Source organism: Monashia sp. NPDC004114, assembly GCF_053603855.1.
Window position 1 is genome coordinate 1 of record NZ_JBSGGK010000007.1, and the last position, 15,449, is coordinate 15,449.

General features: G+C 71.2%; 14 protein-coding genes. 12 read left to right on the plus strand and 2 right to left on the minus strand.

Annotated features, from left to right (window positions below):
• Positions 1 to 298: 298 nt before the first annotated feature.
• Complete coding sequence (locus ACWEOW_RS10595) at positions 299 to 1,210, minus strand: DUF3152 domain-containing protein (RefSeq protein ID WP_452269160.1); 912 nt, start codon at positions 1,208 to 1,210, stop codon at positions 299 to 301.
• Between the two features lie 454 nt (positions 1,211 to 1,664).
• Here ACWEOW_RS10595 and rplJ point away from each other — a divergent pair, with 454 nt between their 5' ends.
• Positions 1,665 to 2,285 (plus strand): 50S ribosomal protein L10, encoded by a 621-nt coding sequence (gene rplJ / locus ACWEOW_RS10600; protein WP_452269161.1) that lies wholly within the window; start codon positions 1,665 to 1,667, stop codon positions 2,283 to 2,285.
• 67 nt (positions 2,286 to 2,352) lie between these two features.
• Entirely contained in the window at positions 2,353 to 2,745 is a 393-nt protein-coding gene (gene rplL, locus ACWEOW_RS10605; protein ID WP_452269162.1) for a 50S ribosomal protein L7/L12, read from the plus strand.
• Positions 2,746 to 2,922: 177 nt separating this feature from the next.
• Here rplL and ACWEOW_RS10610 read toward each other — a convergent pair whose 3' ends face one another.
• A complete protein-coding gene (locus ACWEOW_RS10610) occupies positions 2,923 to 4,323 on the minus strand; it encodes an FAD-binding oxidoreductase (protein WP_452269163.1) in 1,401 nt (466 codons plus the stop codon).
• A gap of 626 nt (positions 4,324 to 4,949) precedes the next feature.
• Here ACWEOW_RS10610 and ACWEOW_RS10615 point away from each other — a divergent pair.
• The 10 genes from ACWEOW_RS10615 (at position 4,950) to ACWEOW_RS10660 (ending at position 15,443) form a co-directional block, all read left to right on the plus strand.
• Entirely contained in the window at positions 4,950 to 5,702 is a 753-nt protein-coding gene (locus tag ACWEOW_RS10615) for a hypothetical protein (protein ID WP_452269164.1), read from the plus strand.
• A gap of 101 nt (positions 5,703 to 5,803) precedes the next feature.
• The gene (locus ACWEOW_RS10620) at positions 5,804 to 6,811 is read left to right on the plus strand and encodes an ABC transporter ATP-binding protein (RefSeq protein WP_452269165.1); all 1,008 of its coding nucleotides are present in this window, start codon (positions 5,804 to 5,806) and stop codon (positions 6,809 to 6,811) included.
• Complete coding sequence (locus tag ACWEOW_RS10625; protein WP_452269166.1) at positions 6,812 to 7,582, plus strand: MlaE family ABC transporter permease; 771 nt, start codon at positions 6,812 to 6,814, stop codon at positions 7,580 to 7,582.
• Between the two features lie 7 nt (positions 7,583 to 7,589).
• Entirely contained in the window at positions 7,590 to 8,435 is an 846-nt protein-coding gene (locus ACWEOW_RS10630) for an MlaE family ABC transporter permease (protein ID WP_452269167.1), read from the plus strand.
• The gene (locus tag ACWEOW_RS10635) at positions 8,432 to 9,850 is read left to right on the plus strand and encodes an MCE family protein (protein WP_452269168.1); all 1,419 of its coding nucleotides are present in this window, start codon (positions 8,432 to 8,434) and stop codon (positions 9,848 to 9,850) included. The genes ACWEOW_RS10630 and ACWEOW_RS10635 overlap by 4 nt, the downstream gene beginning before the upstream one ends.
• Positions 9,847 to 10,884: an MCE family protein gene (locus tag ACWEOW_RS10640; RefSeq protein WP_452269169.1), complete on the plus strand. Its 1,038-nt coding sequence runs from the start codon at positions 9,847 to 9,849 to the stop codon at positions 10,882 to 10,884. The genes ACWEOW_RS10635 and ACWEOW_RS10640 overlap by 4 nt, the downstream gene beginning before the upstream one ends.
• Positions 10,881 to 11,918 carry an MCE family protein gene (locus ACWEOW_RS10645; protein WP_452269170.1) on the plus strand — a complete coding sequence of 346 codons (1,038 nt, stop codon included), beginning with the start codon at positions 10,881 to 10,883 and terminating at the stop codon, positions 11,916 to 11,918. The genes ACWEOW_RS10640 and ACWEOW_RS10645 overlap by 4 nt, the downstream gene beginning before the upstream one ends.
• On the plus strand, positions 11,915 to 13,132 hold the full coding sequence (locus tag ACWEOW_RS10650) for an MCE family protein (protein WP_452269171.1): 1,218 nt from the start codon (positions 11,915 to 11,917) through the stop codon (positions 13,130 to 13,132). Before ACWEOW_RS10645 ends, ACWEOW_RS10650 begins: the two co-directional genes overlap by 4 nt.
• A complete protein-coding gene (locus ACWEOW_RS10655) occupies positions 13,132 to 14,148 on the plus strand; it encodes an MCE family protein (RefSeq protein WP_452269172.1) in 1,017 nt (338 codons plus the stop codon). Before ACWEOW_RS10650 ends, ACWEOW_RS10655 begins: the two co-directional genes overlap by 1 nt.
• The gene (locus ACWEOW_RS10660) at positions 14,145 to 15,443 is read left to right on the plus strand and encodes an MCE family protein (protein ID WP_452269173.1); all 1,299 of its coding nucleotides are present in this window, start codon (positions 14,145 to 14,147) and stop codon (positions 15,441 to 15,443) included. Before ACWEOW_RS10655 ends, ACWEOW_RS10660 begins: the two co-directional genes overlap by 4 nt.
• Positions 15,444 to 15,449: the final 6 nt, after the last annotated feature.

Sequence of the window (15,449 nt, forward strand, 5' to 3'; positions counted from 1 at the left end):
ATGGCGGGGCCACTCGACGGGGCGTGTCCGCTCGAGTGGCCGCTGGGCCCCACCCGGCTGGGGGCGGCGTGTGATGGCGGGGCCACTCGACGGGGCGTGTCCGCTCGAGTGGCCGCTGGGCCCCACCCGGCTGGGGGCGGCGTGTGATGGCGGGGCCACTCGACGGGGTGTGTCCGGTCGAGTGGCCGCTGGGCCCCACCCGGCTGGGGGGCGGCGTGTGATGGCGGGGCCACTCGACGGGGTGTGTCCGCTCGAGTGGCCGCTGGGCCCCACCCGGCTGGGGCGGCGCCGAGCGCACTCAGACAGTCTTGGGGGGCACCGGCCAGGGCCAGGACGTGCAGCCCCTGAGACCGTAGGTCTGCTGCATCATGACCGGTGCCGGCTTGCCCTGGCCGCCGCAGTAGGCGTGTGCGTGGCCGATGCCGTGGCCCACCTCGTGGTTGACGAGGTAGGTGCGGTAGCCGTCGAGGTCGGAGCCGTATGCCGTCGCACCGAGCAGCCAGCGCCTCGCGTTGAGGACGACGCGGCCGCCGTTGTGACAGCTGACCTCGCCCCGGGTCTCGAGCGGCGCGCAGAGCTTGTCCGTCGTGTCAGGGCTGGCGAGCGTGATCCGCAGGTCGACGTGGCCGCCGGCGGCTGCCTGGGCAGGCGAGACGTCGACGAACCGGACGTGGTCGCGGGTCTGCCAGCCGCGCGGGTCGAGCAGCACTGAGGAGACCTTCGCGGCGACCTCAGCCGCGGACACTCCCAGCCCCCCTTCGAGCTCGACCGTGTAACTGACGGGCCGACCGGTGGCGCGGGCCACCTTCTGGCCCGGTGCCGGCACCGGGACCACGGCGAACGTACCGGTCCCGGACTCGACCACCGTGGGCGCCTTCGTGACGCCCGTGCCGGTGCTCGGCGCTCGGGCGCTGCTCGGCGGCGACGCGGCGGCGAGGCGCTCGGAGACCTGGGAGTCCGTCCCCGCGCCGGGGACCCGCTCGACCGGGTCGAGCAGGATCGCCGGGCCGGTCCCGGCGGCCACCGCCGCGCGGCTCGCCGCGACGAGCCGGCTCGCGGCCGTCGGCTCACGCGCACCGGCCGTGGTCACCGACCAGACGTCCGCCGCGATGCAGACCAGGACGGCCGCACCCGCGAGCGCGCGGCGCCGGCGCAGCGCCTGCCGCTGCTGCGCGCGGGTCGGACGCCCGTGGCCGTGCTCGGAGCCCATGGATGCCACGCTAGGGCAGAACCGCGCGCAGCTGCGGGACCGCGCGCCGCGCGTCCGTGAGGTCAGGGACACGGCAAAGGCCCAGCGACCCGGCGAAGGCCCAGCGACCCGGCGACGGGCCAGCGACGGCGCAGCGCGGCGGCGTCGCTGACCAACCCGAACGTCGCTGACCTTCTCGGCGCACACCGGCCAGCCGTATGCCGCCGATTTGGTCGGAAGCGCCCGCACCCCGTACTCTGGTCCGCGACCGATGACCGCCGGTTGGAGGGCGTGGGCAACCACGATCTCCCGAAGGTCCCGCACGATGTGGGCAGCCAGCGCAGGACACTCAGCAAGACGGCATACCTCCGTGTGTGCATTCGAGCCCCGAGCGCCCTGCGCCGGGGCTCTTTTCGTGTCGGCCCTTGGGGCTCCCTTCCATGCCGGTGGCAACACGCAAGGGAAGGAGGCCCCGATGGCGCACACCGACAAGACGGCAGCCATCGCCGAGATCGCGGACCGGTTCCGTGAGTCCGGCGCGGCCGTTCTCACCGAGTACCGCGGCCTGACCGTGAAGCAGCTGTCGCAGCTGCGCAGCTCGATCCGAGAGCACGCCACCTACGCCGTGGTCAAGAACACGCTCACGGAGATCGCCGCCAAGGAGGCCGGGATCACGGCCTTCGACGGCCAGCTCCAGGGCCCCAGCGCCATCGCCTTCGTTACCGGTGACCCGGTCGAGGCGGCCAAGGGCCTGCGTGACTTCGCCAAGGCTCACCCCCTCCTCGTGATCAAGGCTGGCGTCCTCGACGGCAAGCCGCTGACCCCCGAGGAGATCACGAAGCTCGCCGACCTCGAGTCGCGCGAGGTTCTCCTGGCCAAGCTTGCGGGCGCCATGAAGGGCTCCCTCAACAAGGCCGCCTACCTCTTCGTCGCTCCTCTGTCGCAGACGGCCCGCGTGGTCGACGCCCTGCGTCAGAAGGTCGAGGCGCAGGGTGGGCAGACCGCCGCGCCGGCTGCCGCCGACGAGGCTCCCGCCACGGAGGCTGCTGCCGCCGAGGTGACCACCGACGTCGCCGAGGGTGGCGACGAGAGCTGAGCGCCCCCGCGCTCCAGCTCGTGACAACAAACCGCCACTCACGGCAAGTAACAGGAAGGAAGCCATCATGGCGAAGCTCAGCACCGAAGAGCTCCTTGACGCCTTCAAGGAGATGACCCTCATCGAGCTCTCCGAGTTCGTGAAGCAGTTCGAGGAGACCTTCGAGGTCACCGCTGCCGCCCCGGTCGCCGTTGCGCCCGCCGGCGCTGCGGCCGCTGGCGGCGGCGCCGCCGAGGCCGAGGAGGAGAAGGACTCCTTCGACGTCATCCTCGCCGCTGCCGGCGAGAAGAAGATCCAGGTCATCAAGGAGGTCCGCGCGCTCACGAGCCTCGGCCTCAAGGAGGCCAAGGACCTCGTGGACGGCGCCCCGAAGCCCGTTCTCGAGAACGTCGACAAGGCTGCGGCCGAGAAGGCCAAGGAGCAGCTCGAGGGCGCCGGCGCCACCGTCGAGCTCAAGTGAGCCGTCCCGGCTAGTCCGGGGCTCCAGCATCACCGCGAAGGCGGGTCCGACCACCAGGTCGGGCCCGCCTTCGTCGTCCCCGGCGCCCGCCACTCTCTCCCGGGTCGATGTATCGGCGCGCCGTATGGCGCGCAGGAATACATCGAACTGCGTGGTCGGGGTCAGCGGGCGTGGCCGCTAGAAGCCTGCTCCCGGGTTGAGGATGCCCTGCGGGTCGAGGGCGTTCTTGATGCGGTGCGTCAGGGCCATGACGTCGGGTCCGAGCTGTTCGGGCAGAGCGGACCGCTTGAGACGGCCGACGCCGTGCTCACCGGTGATGGTGCCACCGAGGCTGATGGCAAGTGACATGACCTCGGCGAACGCCAGGGCCGCACGGGCCTTCGCGCCCGGGTCGCCGGGCGGGTGCACGACGATCGGGTGGGTGTTGCCGTCGCCGGCGTGCGCGACCACAGGGATCTCGACCTCGCGGTGGGCCGCGATCGCGGCAATGCCGGTGAGCAGCTCCGCCAGGCGCGGCACGGGCACGCCGACGTCCTCGAGCATGAGCATCCCGCGCTTCTCGATGGCGACGATGGCAAGGCGTCGCGCCGCGACGAACAGCTCGCCCTCCGCGGGGTCTGTCGTCGTGAACGTCTCGACCGCGCCGTTCGCCGAGCACAGCCGCTCCATCTCGGCGATCTCCTCGCCGCGGGCTGCGCCGGGTGCGTCCGACTGGGCGATGAGCAGGGCGCCGGCGGTCCGGTCGAGCCCCATGGACCGGTAGTCCTCGACGGCGTTGATCGACGCCTGGTCCATGAGCTCCATCATCGAGGCGCGGATCGTCGCGCCGATCGCGACAACCGCTCGCGCCGCGTCGGACACGTCGGCGAACGTCGCGACGAGCGTGGCTGCCGGCGCTTGGGCGGGCACGAGCCGAAGGATCGCCCGCGTCACGATGCCCAGGGTGCCCTCGCTGCCGACGAAGAGCTTCACCAGCGAGAGCCCGGCAGAGTCCTTGATCCGCTTTCCCCCGAGCTGGACCAGGGTGCCGTCCGCGAGCACGACGTCGAGTCCGAGCACGTAGTCGGTCGTCACGCCGTACTTCACGCAGCAGAGGCCACCGGCGTTGGTGGCGACGTTGCCGCCGATCGAGCAGATCTCGAACGAGGAGGGGTCGGGCGGGTACCAGAGCCCGTGCTCGGCCGCCGCGCGCTTGACCTCGACGTTGAGCGCGCCCGGCTCGACGACGGCCGTGCGCGTGGTGGGGTCGATCTCGATCGACCGCATCCGCTCGAGGCAGAGCACGACGCACCCGTCGACGGCGTTGGAGCCGCCGGACAGTCCGCTGCCCGCACCGCGCGGCACCACGGGTATGCCGTGTGCTCCGGCCCAGCGCACCGTTGCCTGCACGTCGGCCGCGGACGACGCGCGGACGACAGCCAGCGGCATACCCGCGTCCTCGTCGGCCGTGAAGTCGAAGCGGTAGGCCGCGACGCTGTCGCGCCCGGTGAGCAGCGCGCCGGGCGTCAGCGCCTCGGCGAGCCCGGTCAGTTCGTTGAGGTCGCTGAGGTCGGCAGCGTCGCTGCTGGTCGTCGACACGTCTCCACCGTAGTCACGTCGGCTGCGATCCAGCGGCCAGGTGGCCGGCAGGTCGGGTGCCATGGCGCTGCGGCGGCACCGCACCCGCTCGGGCGCCCGCCCCAGGTAGGTTTGCCGCCATGGGATGGCTATCGCGCAACAAGAGGCCCGCCGAGACCAGCGGTGCCGAGACGGCGGAGTCGCCGGCCGCCCCGGCCGACTCGTCCGGCCCATCAGACACCTCCGCGCCCGCCGACGCGTCGAGCACCGCGGACGCGCCGACACCAGCCGCGCCCGTCCCGTCCACCCCGCCGCCGTATGCCGTGCCCCCGGCTCCGGCGGAGCCCGAAAGTGCCGCGCCGGCGCCGCAGGCCCCGCCGGCCGTTCCACCTGCGCAGGCCCCGGCAGCCGCCCAGGTGCCGGAGGCGCCGACCACACAGATCCCGCAGACTGCGGCGCCCGACCCGCAGGCCCCGGCAGCTGCGCAGGCCCCTGATGCCGCGCCTCCTGCGCAGGCCCCGCCAGCTGCGCCTCCTGCGCAGGCCCCGCCAGCCGCGCCTCCTGCGCAGGCCCCGCCAGCTGCGCAGGTCCCACAGGCGGCACCGGCACCGCGGGCACCGCGTCCGATGGGGACCTACGGCCCGCTGGTGAGTGTCACCCGGTTCGACACGGCCCCCGCCGAGCTCGAGTGGCAGCTGCCGCTCAACGGCGAGCTCTACCGGCTCATGCCCGGCTCGGACCGACCCGACTACTCCCTGCTCGTGCTTGACCGGCCACTGCACTTCTACCCGAAGAAGGACTTCGACGTCTCGCGGGTCGAGCCGGAGATGCGGGTCGAGGACCGCAAGGGCCGACCGATGGTGCGCGTCCACGCGATGCTGCTCTGCGCCCGGTTCGTCGGCCAGCAGCTGCACCCCGGCATGGTCGACCTGGCCGTCAACCTCGCCTACGTCATCGACAACTCGCTCGCCCGTGACCCGCAGGTCGACTTCGGCAAGATCGAGTTCGCGGCGGTCGGCTTCCTCACCGAGGGCCACACCCCGCGACCCGACCCGCATGCGCACGGCGAAGCCGACCGGCATACCGGGGACGCGCTCGACGACAGCCTCGAGGACGTCCTCGACGAGCTCGCGCGAGAGCTGCACGCAGGAATCGTGGCCAAGCGCAGCGCGCCGGTGCAGAAGCTCACCGCCGCCCTCACGGTGAGCGCCGACCACCGGCTCACCGGGCTCAGCGGCAACGCCGACGGCCACGCGCCGGTGCCGACCGAGGAGACGTTCATCGAGCTCAACGACACGCTGGCCCGGCTCGAGGACCTTGGTGAGCAGGGCCGGGTAGCAGCCGTCACCATCCATGTCATCGACGGCGTCATCTCGCACGAGGTGACGGCAGCCCACTGATGGCCTGACCCGCCGAGCGCGCCGAACCGGCGCGTAACCTCCGCGCTCCCGCCTCGTTCTCCCCGGCATGACGCACTGCCGGTCGAGAGCGTAGGAGCCACATGGGCGTGGAGATCGAGGTCCGGAGCCTGACCAAGGCCTTCGGACCCCAGACCATCTGGAAGGACGTCTCGCTGACCCTTCCGGCCGGGGAGATCTCGGTCATGCTCGGGCCCTCGGGCACCGGCAAGTCCGTCTTCCTCAAGACCCTCGTCGGGCTCCTCAAGCCGGACCACGGGTCGGTCGTCGTCGACGGCGTCGACCTGACCCGCCTGCGCGAGCGCGACCTCTACGCCGTGCGCCGGCGGTTCGGGGTGCTCTTCCAGGACGGTGCGCTCTTCGGGTCGATGAGCCTCTACGACAACATCGCCTTCCCGCTGCGCGAGCACACGCGCAAGTCGGAGGCGGAGATCAGGCGGATCGTGGGGGACAAGATCGACCTCGTCGGCCTTCAGGGTGCGCAGGGCAAGCTCCCGGGCGAGATCTCGGGCGGCATGCGCAAGCGCGCCGGGCTGGCGCGCGCCCTGGTGCTCGACCCGGAGGTCATCCTCTTCGACGAGCCGGACTCCGGCCTCGACCCGGTCCGCACGGCATACCTCAACCAGCTCATCGTCGACCTCAACGCGCAGATCGAGGCGACCTTCCTCATCGTCACCCACGACATCAACACCGCCCGCACCGTGCCCGACAACATCGGGCTGCTCTACCACCGGCACCTGGCGATGTTCGGCCCCCGCGAGATGCTGCTCAGCTCCGAGGAGCCGGTCGTGCGGCAGTTTCTCAATGCGCAGCGGGTCGGCCCGATCGGGATGTCGGAGGAGAAGGACGCCGACGAGCTGGCGGCCGAGTCCGGCCAGGAGCTCCCGCCGCTGCCGCCGATCGCCCCCCAGCTCATGCCCTCCGACGGTTCGGTCCGGCATACGTCCCGGCCACCCGGACAGTGGTGCCGCGAGCACGGCGTCACGCCGCCGCCGGGGTCCTTCACGGACGCGCGCAGCGAAGCGGCCGCGCCTTCATCACCACCCTCCGCGTATGCCGCCGAGCTGGCTCTCACCGGGGAGGTGGGCTGAGTGCCCGCCGTGGTCACGGGCGCGCTGCGCCAGTCCGGGTCACTGTTCGCTCTCGCACTCGACGTGCTCCGGGCTGTGCCGCGGCGGCCGTTCCAGGTCAAGGAGCTGGTCTCGCAGGCGTGGTTCATCGCGAGCGTCACCATCCTGCCCACGGCGCTCGTCTCGATCCCGTTCGGCGCGGTCATCGCCCTGCAGCTCGGCACCCTGACGCGCCAGCTCGGCGCGCAGTCCTACACCGGTGCGGCGTCCGTGCTCGCGGTGCTGCGCGAGGCCAGCCCGATCGTCACGGCGCTGCTCATCGCCGGGGCGGGCGGCTCGGCGATCTGCGCCGACCTCGGATCGCGCAAGATCCGTGAGGAGATCGATGCGATGGAGGTGCTCGGCATCAGCCCCGTCCAGCGGCTCGTCGTGCCCCGGGTGCTGGCATCGATGCTCGTGGCGGTGCTGCTCAACGGGCTCGTATCGGTCGTCGGGGTCGTCGGCGGCTACTTCTTCAACGTCATCCTCCAGGGCGGCACCCCGGGCGCGTATGTCGCGTCGTTCACGGCGCTCGCCCAGCTGCCTGACCTCTGGACCGCGGAGGTCAAGGCGCTGATCTTCGGCGCCATCGCGGCGATCGTCGCCTCGCACAAGGGACTCAACGCCGGCGGCGGTCCCAAGGGCGTCGGTGATGCGGTCAACCAGAGCGTCGTCATCACGTTCATGCTGCTGTTCGTCGTCAACTTCGTCATCACGGCCGTGTACTTCCAGGTCGTCCCGCAGAAGATCTAGGCCTACCGTGTCGACGAACCTGACTCCAGAACGCCTGCTCGCCATCGCCGGCCGGCCGGCCCGTGCCATCGACTCGCTCGGTGAGCAGATGCGGTTCTATGTCCGCTCGCTCGCGTGGAGCGGACGCACCATCCGCCGCTACAAGCGGGAGGTGGTGCGGCTGCTGGCCGAGGTCTCTCTCGGGACCGGGGCACTCTCGGTGATCGGCGGCACCGTCGGCGTCATCGCGTTCCTCGCCTTCTTCACCGGCACCGAGGTCGGGCTCCAGGGCTACTCGTCCCTCGACCAGCTCGGCACCGGGGCGTTCACCGGCTTCCTGTCGGCCTACCTCAACACCCGGGAGATCGCCCCACTCGTCGCGGGCCTCGCCCTGGCGGCGACGGTCGGCTGCGGCTTCACCGCACAGCTCGGCGCGATGCGGATCTCGGAGGAGGTCGACGCCCTCGAGGTCATGGGCATCCCGTCCCTGCCGTTCCTCGTGACGACGCGGATGATCGCGGGCTTCGTCGCCGTCGTCCCGCTCTACGTGCTTGGCCTGCTCAGCTCGTATGCCGCGACCCGGTTCATCTCGACCGCGTACTTCGGGCAGTCCAAGGGGACCTACGACCACTACTTCCACCTGTTCCTGCCCCCGGGTGACGTCTTCTGGTCGTTCGCCAAGGTGATGGTCTTCGCGGTCGTCATCATCCTCATCCACTGCTACTACGGCTACACCGCGTCCGGCGGCCCGGCCGGGGTGGGAGTGGCCGTGGGCAAGGCGGTCCGCACCTCGATCGTCGCGATCAATGTCGTCGACTTCTTCCTGTCGCTGGCCATCTGGGGCGCCGGCTCGAGCGTGCGGATCGCCGGATGAGCGACACGAGCGAGACGAGCGACAGGAGGGACACCGGCGACACGGGCGACGCTGCGGCCGGCCCCCTCACCCAGCTGACCCGGTTCCGGATCGGCGTCCGGCTCTACGGCCTCGTCTTCCTGGTCGTCGTCGGGCTGTTGGTCGCGCTCGCGGTCGCCGTGTACCAGAAGGCATTCACTCCCGTCGCCCTCGTCACACTCGAGACCACGCGCGCCGGTAGCCAGCTCCAGGACGGTGCCGACGTCAAGCTCCGCGGCCTCGTCGTGGGCGAGGTCCGCCGGGTCGAGGCGACCCCGGACGGGGCACGGCTGACTCTCGCGATCCAGCCGGACCAGCTGGGCCAGATCCCGGCCGACGTGCGCGCGCGCCTGCTCCCGAAGACCCTCTTCGGCGAGCGCTACGTCGACCTGGAGACGGTCGCCCAGCCGAGCCGGGCCCGGCTCGCCGACGGAGATGTCATCGGCCAGGACCGCAGCGCCGTCGCGATCGAGCTCGAGACCGTCCTCGACAACCTCTACCCACTGCTGCGCACCGTCCAGCCGGGCCAGCTCGCGACCACCCTCAACGCACTCTCGACGACCCTCGAGGGGCGGGGCGACGAGCTGGGCCGGAACCTTGTTCTCGTCGACCGGTACCTGCGGGCGTTCAACCCGTCGATGCCCGTGCTCAAGCAGGACATCTCGCTGCTCGCCGACACGCTCGACGTCTACGCCGACGTGGCCCCCGACGCGTTCCGGCTCATGGAGTCGTTGCGGGTGACGAACCGGACCGTCGTCGAGAAGGACCAGCAGCTGGCCGCGTTCCTGGTCGGCACGGCCGGTTTCGCCAACACGACCGCCGGCTTCCTGCGGGACAACGAGGCACGCATCATCCAGGTGGGCGAGGTCGGCCGCCCGACCCTGCAGCTGCTGGCGGAGTACTCACCGGTCTACCCCTGCCTCGCACGCGGCCTGGTCGCGTGGCTGCCACGAATCAACGCTGCCTTTTCCGGTGGTGTCTTCCACATCACCCTGGAGGTCGTCCCGCCGAGGGCGGCGTACCGGCCCGGCGAGGAGCCGCGATGGGGTGAGAAGCGTGGGCCGAACTGCTTCGGGCTCCCGAACCCACCCGGCTCGCAGTCGAACCCGTTCCCCGGTCATCACTTCGACGACGGCACCCAGCCGGCCGGCGACGGCTCGCTGCAGTCGGCCCTTCCGGCTGCGCTGCTGGGCAACGCCGCAGCGGACTCGGGCACCGCGGGCACCGTCGAGGAGCAGCAGGTGGTGTCAGCACTGCTCGCACGCGACGGCACCGACGCGAGCCGCACAGGCGACGGGAGCGGTGCGGACGGAGGCTCAGCGGCGGCTCAGCCCAGCGGCATACAGACGCTGCTCGCGGGCCCCATCCTGCGCGGGACGGTGGTGAGCACGCGATGAAGGTCACCGGCTCGCTCGTCAAGCTCCTCGTCTTCGCCGCGGTCCCTCTCGCCGCGACGACCGTCCTCGCGATGACCATCGCCAACATCCAGCTCGGCTCGAAGGCGACGTACACCGCCGTCGTCAGCGACGCCACGGGGGTCAGCCCCGGGCAGGACGTGCGGATCGCGGGAGTCCGGGTCGGCGAGGTCACGGACGTGAGGGTTGCCGACAGGGACCAGCAGGGCTCGGGGCCGGCGACGGCGGAGATCGACTTCCAGGTGCTCAAGTCGTCGGTCCTCACCCAGGGGACGGAGGTCACCGTGCGGTACCGCAACCTCGTGGGCGAGCGCTACCTCGCACTGAGCCAGGGCACCGGGGCGTCCACGCCGCTCGCGGACGGGTCGACCATCCCGCTGTCGCGCACGCACCCGGCCCTCGACCTCACCGTGCTGTTCAACGGGTTCAAGCCGCTGTTCGCGGCGCTCTCCCCGACGGACGTCAACGAGCTCTCGGGGCTGCTCATCACGACACTGCAAGGGGAGGGCGGCGACATCGACGCACTGCTCTCACGGACGGCGAGCCTCACCTCGGCGATCGCCGACCGGGACGCGGTGATCGGGCGCACGGTCGACAACCTCAACGCGGTGCTCGGCACGGTCGACGCCCATGACCAGCAGCTGCTCGACCTCATCGACCAGCTGCAGCGGTTCACCAGCGGCCTGGCGGCCGACCGCGAGACGATCGGCCGCTCTCTCGCGGGCATCAACAGCCTGTCCGCCGAGACGGCCGACCTGCTCGTCTCCACGCGTCCGCTCGTCAAGGACGACATCGCCCAGCTTCGCACTCTCGCAACGATGCTCACGAAGCCGGCCAACGCCAAGGAGTTCGAGGACTTCATCACCCGTGCCCCGGACCGGATCACGACACTGACCCGCACAGCGACGTACGGCTCGTGGTTCAACTTCTACCTGTGCCGCTTCGACACGAAGAGCCCGATCCTGCCCGGCCTCTCTCCGGCCTATGACGTGGCGTCCGCGAGGTGCGACCGATGAGCGTGTTGACCCGACGGCTTCGACGGCACCCAGGGGTGCCCTTCCGCGACCGCAACCCGGTTCCGATCGGCGCGATCGGGCTGCTCGTCATCGCCCTGATCGTGCTGCTCGCCTTCAACGCCTCGAGCCTTCCGCTGATCGGTGGAGGAACGGCATACAGCGCCGCGTTCACGGAGGCCGGCGGCATCCGGCCCGACGACGACGTGCGCGTCGCGGGCGTCAAGGTCGGCAAGGTCACCGGCGTCGACCTCGAAGGCGACCACGTCCGGGTCGACTTCCTCGTCACCACCGACACCCCCCTCGGCAGCCGCACCGGCGCCTCGATCCGGATGAAGACGCTCCTCGGCGAGAAGTACGTCGCCCTCGACCCGGCCGGCTCTGGGTCGCTGGACCCCGGCACCCAGATCCCCACCTCGCGGACGGTGAGCTCGTACGACGTCATCGACGCGTTCTCGGACCTCACCACGACCACCGAGCGCATCGACACCGACCAGCTCGCGCGGTCCCTGTCGGTGATCGCCACGGAGTTCAAGGACAGCCCGCCGCACGTGCGCGCGGCCCTCGACGGGCTCAGCCGGCTGTCGCGGACCGTCGCCGGCCGCGACGAGCAGCTGTCCACGCTGCTTGCGCGGGCCAACCGCGTGACCGGCCTGCTCAAGAGCCGCAACGACCAGGTCGCCCGGCTCGTCAACGACGCCGACCTGCTCATGGTCGAGCTGGCCAGGCGCCGCAACGAGATCCGGACCCTGTTCACCAACACGTCGGCACTCGCACAGCAGCTCACGGGACTCGCCCGGGACAACCGCGCCCAGCTGCGGCCCGCCCTCGACGAGCTCGACCAGGCCCTCGCCCTGCTGCAGAAGCACGATGCCGACCTCCAGCGGACGATCCAGGCGATGGCCCCGTTCACCCGGGTCTACGCCAACACACTGGGCACCGGCCGCTGGTTCGACACCTGGGTCTCGAACCTCGTCGTGCCGGTCGGCACCCCGGGACTCGAGCTGCCGGGGACGACGGGAGGCACTCGCCGATGACCCGCATCACCAAGACCCTGGCGGCGCTCGTCGCGGTGGGACTCGTGGCGGCTGCGGTCGCCTTCTGGCCCCGCGGCGGCCAGGTCAGTGTCAGTGCAGACTTCACGCGCGCCGTCGGCCTCTACCCGGGGTCGGACGTGCGCATCCTCGGGGTCCGGGTCGGTCAGGTCGACGCCGTCGAGCCGGCCGGAGACCACGTGCACGTGACGTTCAGCTACGACGACCGCTATCGCGTGCCCGCCACGGCGAAGGCCGCCATCGTGGCTCCGTCGCTCGTCTCCGACCGTTACGTCCAGCTGCTCCCGGTCTACGAGTCAGGCCCGATCCTCGCAGGAGGTGCACGAATCCCATTGGGGCGCACGGCAGTCCCCGTCGAGCTCGACCGAGTGTCGCAGAGCCTCGATGACCTCATGGTCGCTCTCGGGCCGGACGGCGCCAACAAGGACGGCGCGCTGTCCGAGCTGCTGCGCACCTCGGCCGCGAACCTCGACGGCAACGGCGACCGGCTGGGCTCCACGGTTCACGACCTGTCGACCGCCCTCGCCACCCTGTCGGGCAGCAAGGAGGACCTGTTCGGCACGGTGCGGAACCTCCAGTCGTTCACGTCCATGCTGGCCGCGAACAACGCCCAGGTGCGGCGGCTCAACTCCGACCTGGCCACCGTCGCCGTGCAGCTGCGCGGGGAGCGTCAGGACCTGAAGGCCACCCTGGCCCAGGTTGGCACGGCGGTGGACGAGGTGTCGTCGTTCGTCCATGACAACCGAGCGCTGCTGCACCGCGACCTGTCGCGCGCGGTCGCAGTGACGAGCACGCTCGTGACGAACAGGCAGGCGCTGGCCGAGACCCTGGAGAACGCACCCGTGGCCCTGTCGAACCTTCAGAACGCCTACCACCCCCAGACCGGCACCCTCGACACCCGCAACAACGCCAAGGGTCTTGACGACCCGCTGCTGCTGGTCTGCTCGATCCTCACCGGCCCCACACGGACCGGCAACACCCGGCTGTGCGATGCGCTCAGGGCCGCCCTCCTGCCCAAGGTCGCCGCGATGCCTGCGGTTCCCGGACTGCCGACGCCACCGACGCTGCCGACGCTGCCGGCGCTGCCATTAGGCGCGGGTAGCCTTGCCCCGCAAGGGAGTCCGCTGAGCGCAGGGCCCGTCGACGTCCGCGGCGCCGACCCCACCCTCGGTGGCCTGCTGGGAGGTGAGCGCTGATGTATGCCGTCCGGTCGCGCTCCTGTCGCGCTGTCCTCTCGCTCGGGCTGGCGATGGTCGCGCTCGGGGGCTGCAGCGCCTACGACCTGCCACTACCCGGTGGCGCCGCCTCGGGCGACGACTCGTACACCGTCACGGCGGAGTTCGCCGACGTGCTCGACCTCGTGCCCCAGTCGTCCGTGAAGGTCAACCAGGTCACCGTCGGCACGGTCGAGGACATCTCGGTCAACGGGTGGACAGCCCTGGTGCGCATGCGGATCCCGCGGTCGGTGGTCCTCCCGGACAACGCCACCGCCGAGCTCGAGCAGACCTCGCTGCTGGGCGAGAAGTACGTCGCCCTCGCCGCGCCCACGGACGCCGCGCCGGTCGGTCGCCTGGGCGAGGGAGACCGGATCCCGCTCGCCAGGACGAACCGCAACCCGGAGGTCGAGGAGGTCCTCGGGGCGATGTCGCTGCTCCTCAACGGCGGTGGCGTGGCGCAGCTCAAGACGATCGAGGTCGAGCTCGGCGACGCACTGCGTGGCCGCAGCGGCGCCGTCAAGGACCTCGTCGGCCAGCTCAACACGTTCGTCGCCGGGCTCGACGCCCAGCGGTCCGAGATCGTCAGGGCCATCGACAGCATCGACCGGCTCTCCTCGACTCTTGCCAAGCAGCGCGACACGATCGGCCATGCCCTCGAGGAGCTGCCGAAGGGCCTGGGCATCCTGGCCGACCAGAGGTCCCAGCTCACCGCGATGCTCACGTCGCTGCGCGACCTCGGCGAGGTCGGCACGCGGGTCATCCGCGGGTCGCGGGACGACCTCGAGGCGAACCTCCGGGCCGTCGGCCCGATCCTGCGCCAGCTCAACGCGGCCGGCGACGACCTGCCGAAGAGCTACGAGCTGCTCCTGACCTACCCGTTCCCGAACCAGGCACAGAGCGCCATCCACGGCGACTTCACCAACCTCTGGGCCACCCTCGACACGAACGTCGCCACCATCGCAAAGAACCTCGGGGTCGCAGGAGGTGGCCGGTGATCACGCGCACGGTCCGGCTGCAGCTCGCCGCCTTCGCCCTGATCACGGTGACCCTGGTCGCCGTGCTGTCCGCCGGGTACGTCGGGCTGGCCGACAAGGTCCTCGGCGGCGGCTACCTCGTCTCGGCGGACCTGGCGCAGTCGGGCGGCATCTTCGTCGGGGCCGAGGTCACCTACAGGGGGGTGACCGTCGGCCGCGTGGAGGCGCTGCGCCTCTCGGGCGACGGCGTCGCGGCCCAGGCCCGGCTCGACCGCGGCACCCAGGTCCCCAAGGACACCGTCGCAGTCGTCGAGAACCGCTCGGCAGTGGGGGAGCAGTACCTCGACCTCCAGCCACGCACACCCTCCGGCCCGTACCTGAGTGCAGGCGACGTCATCCCACGCGACCGGACGGCATACCCGCTGCGGATCGACCTGCTGCTGCGTCATGTGAGCGACACGGTCGCGTCGGTGCCCAAGGATGCGCTCGTCACGACGGTCGACGAGCTGGGCCGCGCCTTCCGGGGCGGCGGAGCGGACCTCCAGCGCCTGGTCGACAGCGGCGATGCGCTCACCGCGGCAGCCACCGGTGCGCTGCCGGAGACGACCCGGCTCATCGACGACGGCCGGACCGTGCTCGGCACCCAGGTCGACAGCCAGGACGACCTGCGGTCCAGCCTCGCCGGCCTGGCGGACGTCGCCGACGCGCTGCGTGAGGCCGATCCCGACCTGCGACTCGTCCTCGACCGCGGATCCGTGGCTGTGCGGGAGCTCGACGCTCTCATCTCCGAGAACAAGCAGGGCCTTGCCGCGCTGCTCGCGAACCTCATCACCATCGGCAACGTCACGACGGCGCGTATCGACGGCATCGAGCAGATCCTCGTCACGTACCCGGACGTCGTCACGGGCGGCTTCACCGTCGTCCCCGGCGACGGGACCGCCCACTTCGGGCTGGTCCTCAACGCCGATGACCCCAAGGCGTGCGAGGTCGGCTACGAAGGCACCCACAAGGTGGACCCGCACCGCACCACCGGCCTGCCTCCGGTCAACACCGACGCGCACTGCGCCGCATCCCGCGCTTCCGGGATGAACGTCCGCGGAGCCCAGAACGCGCCCAGGCCGACTCCTTCAGGGCAGCAGGGCTCGAGCTACCCGCTCGCGCTCGGCTCCACACCCGTGCCCCTGACGAACCCGGGCGTGACCTCAGCGGACCCTGCCTCGTTGTCTGTGCAGTCACCGGTCGCCCCGGCCGGTGCGAACGACTCGACCGGCGACGGGACGAGCTGGCTCTGGCTGATGCGGGAGGCCCTGCGATAGGGCACC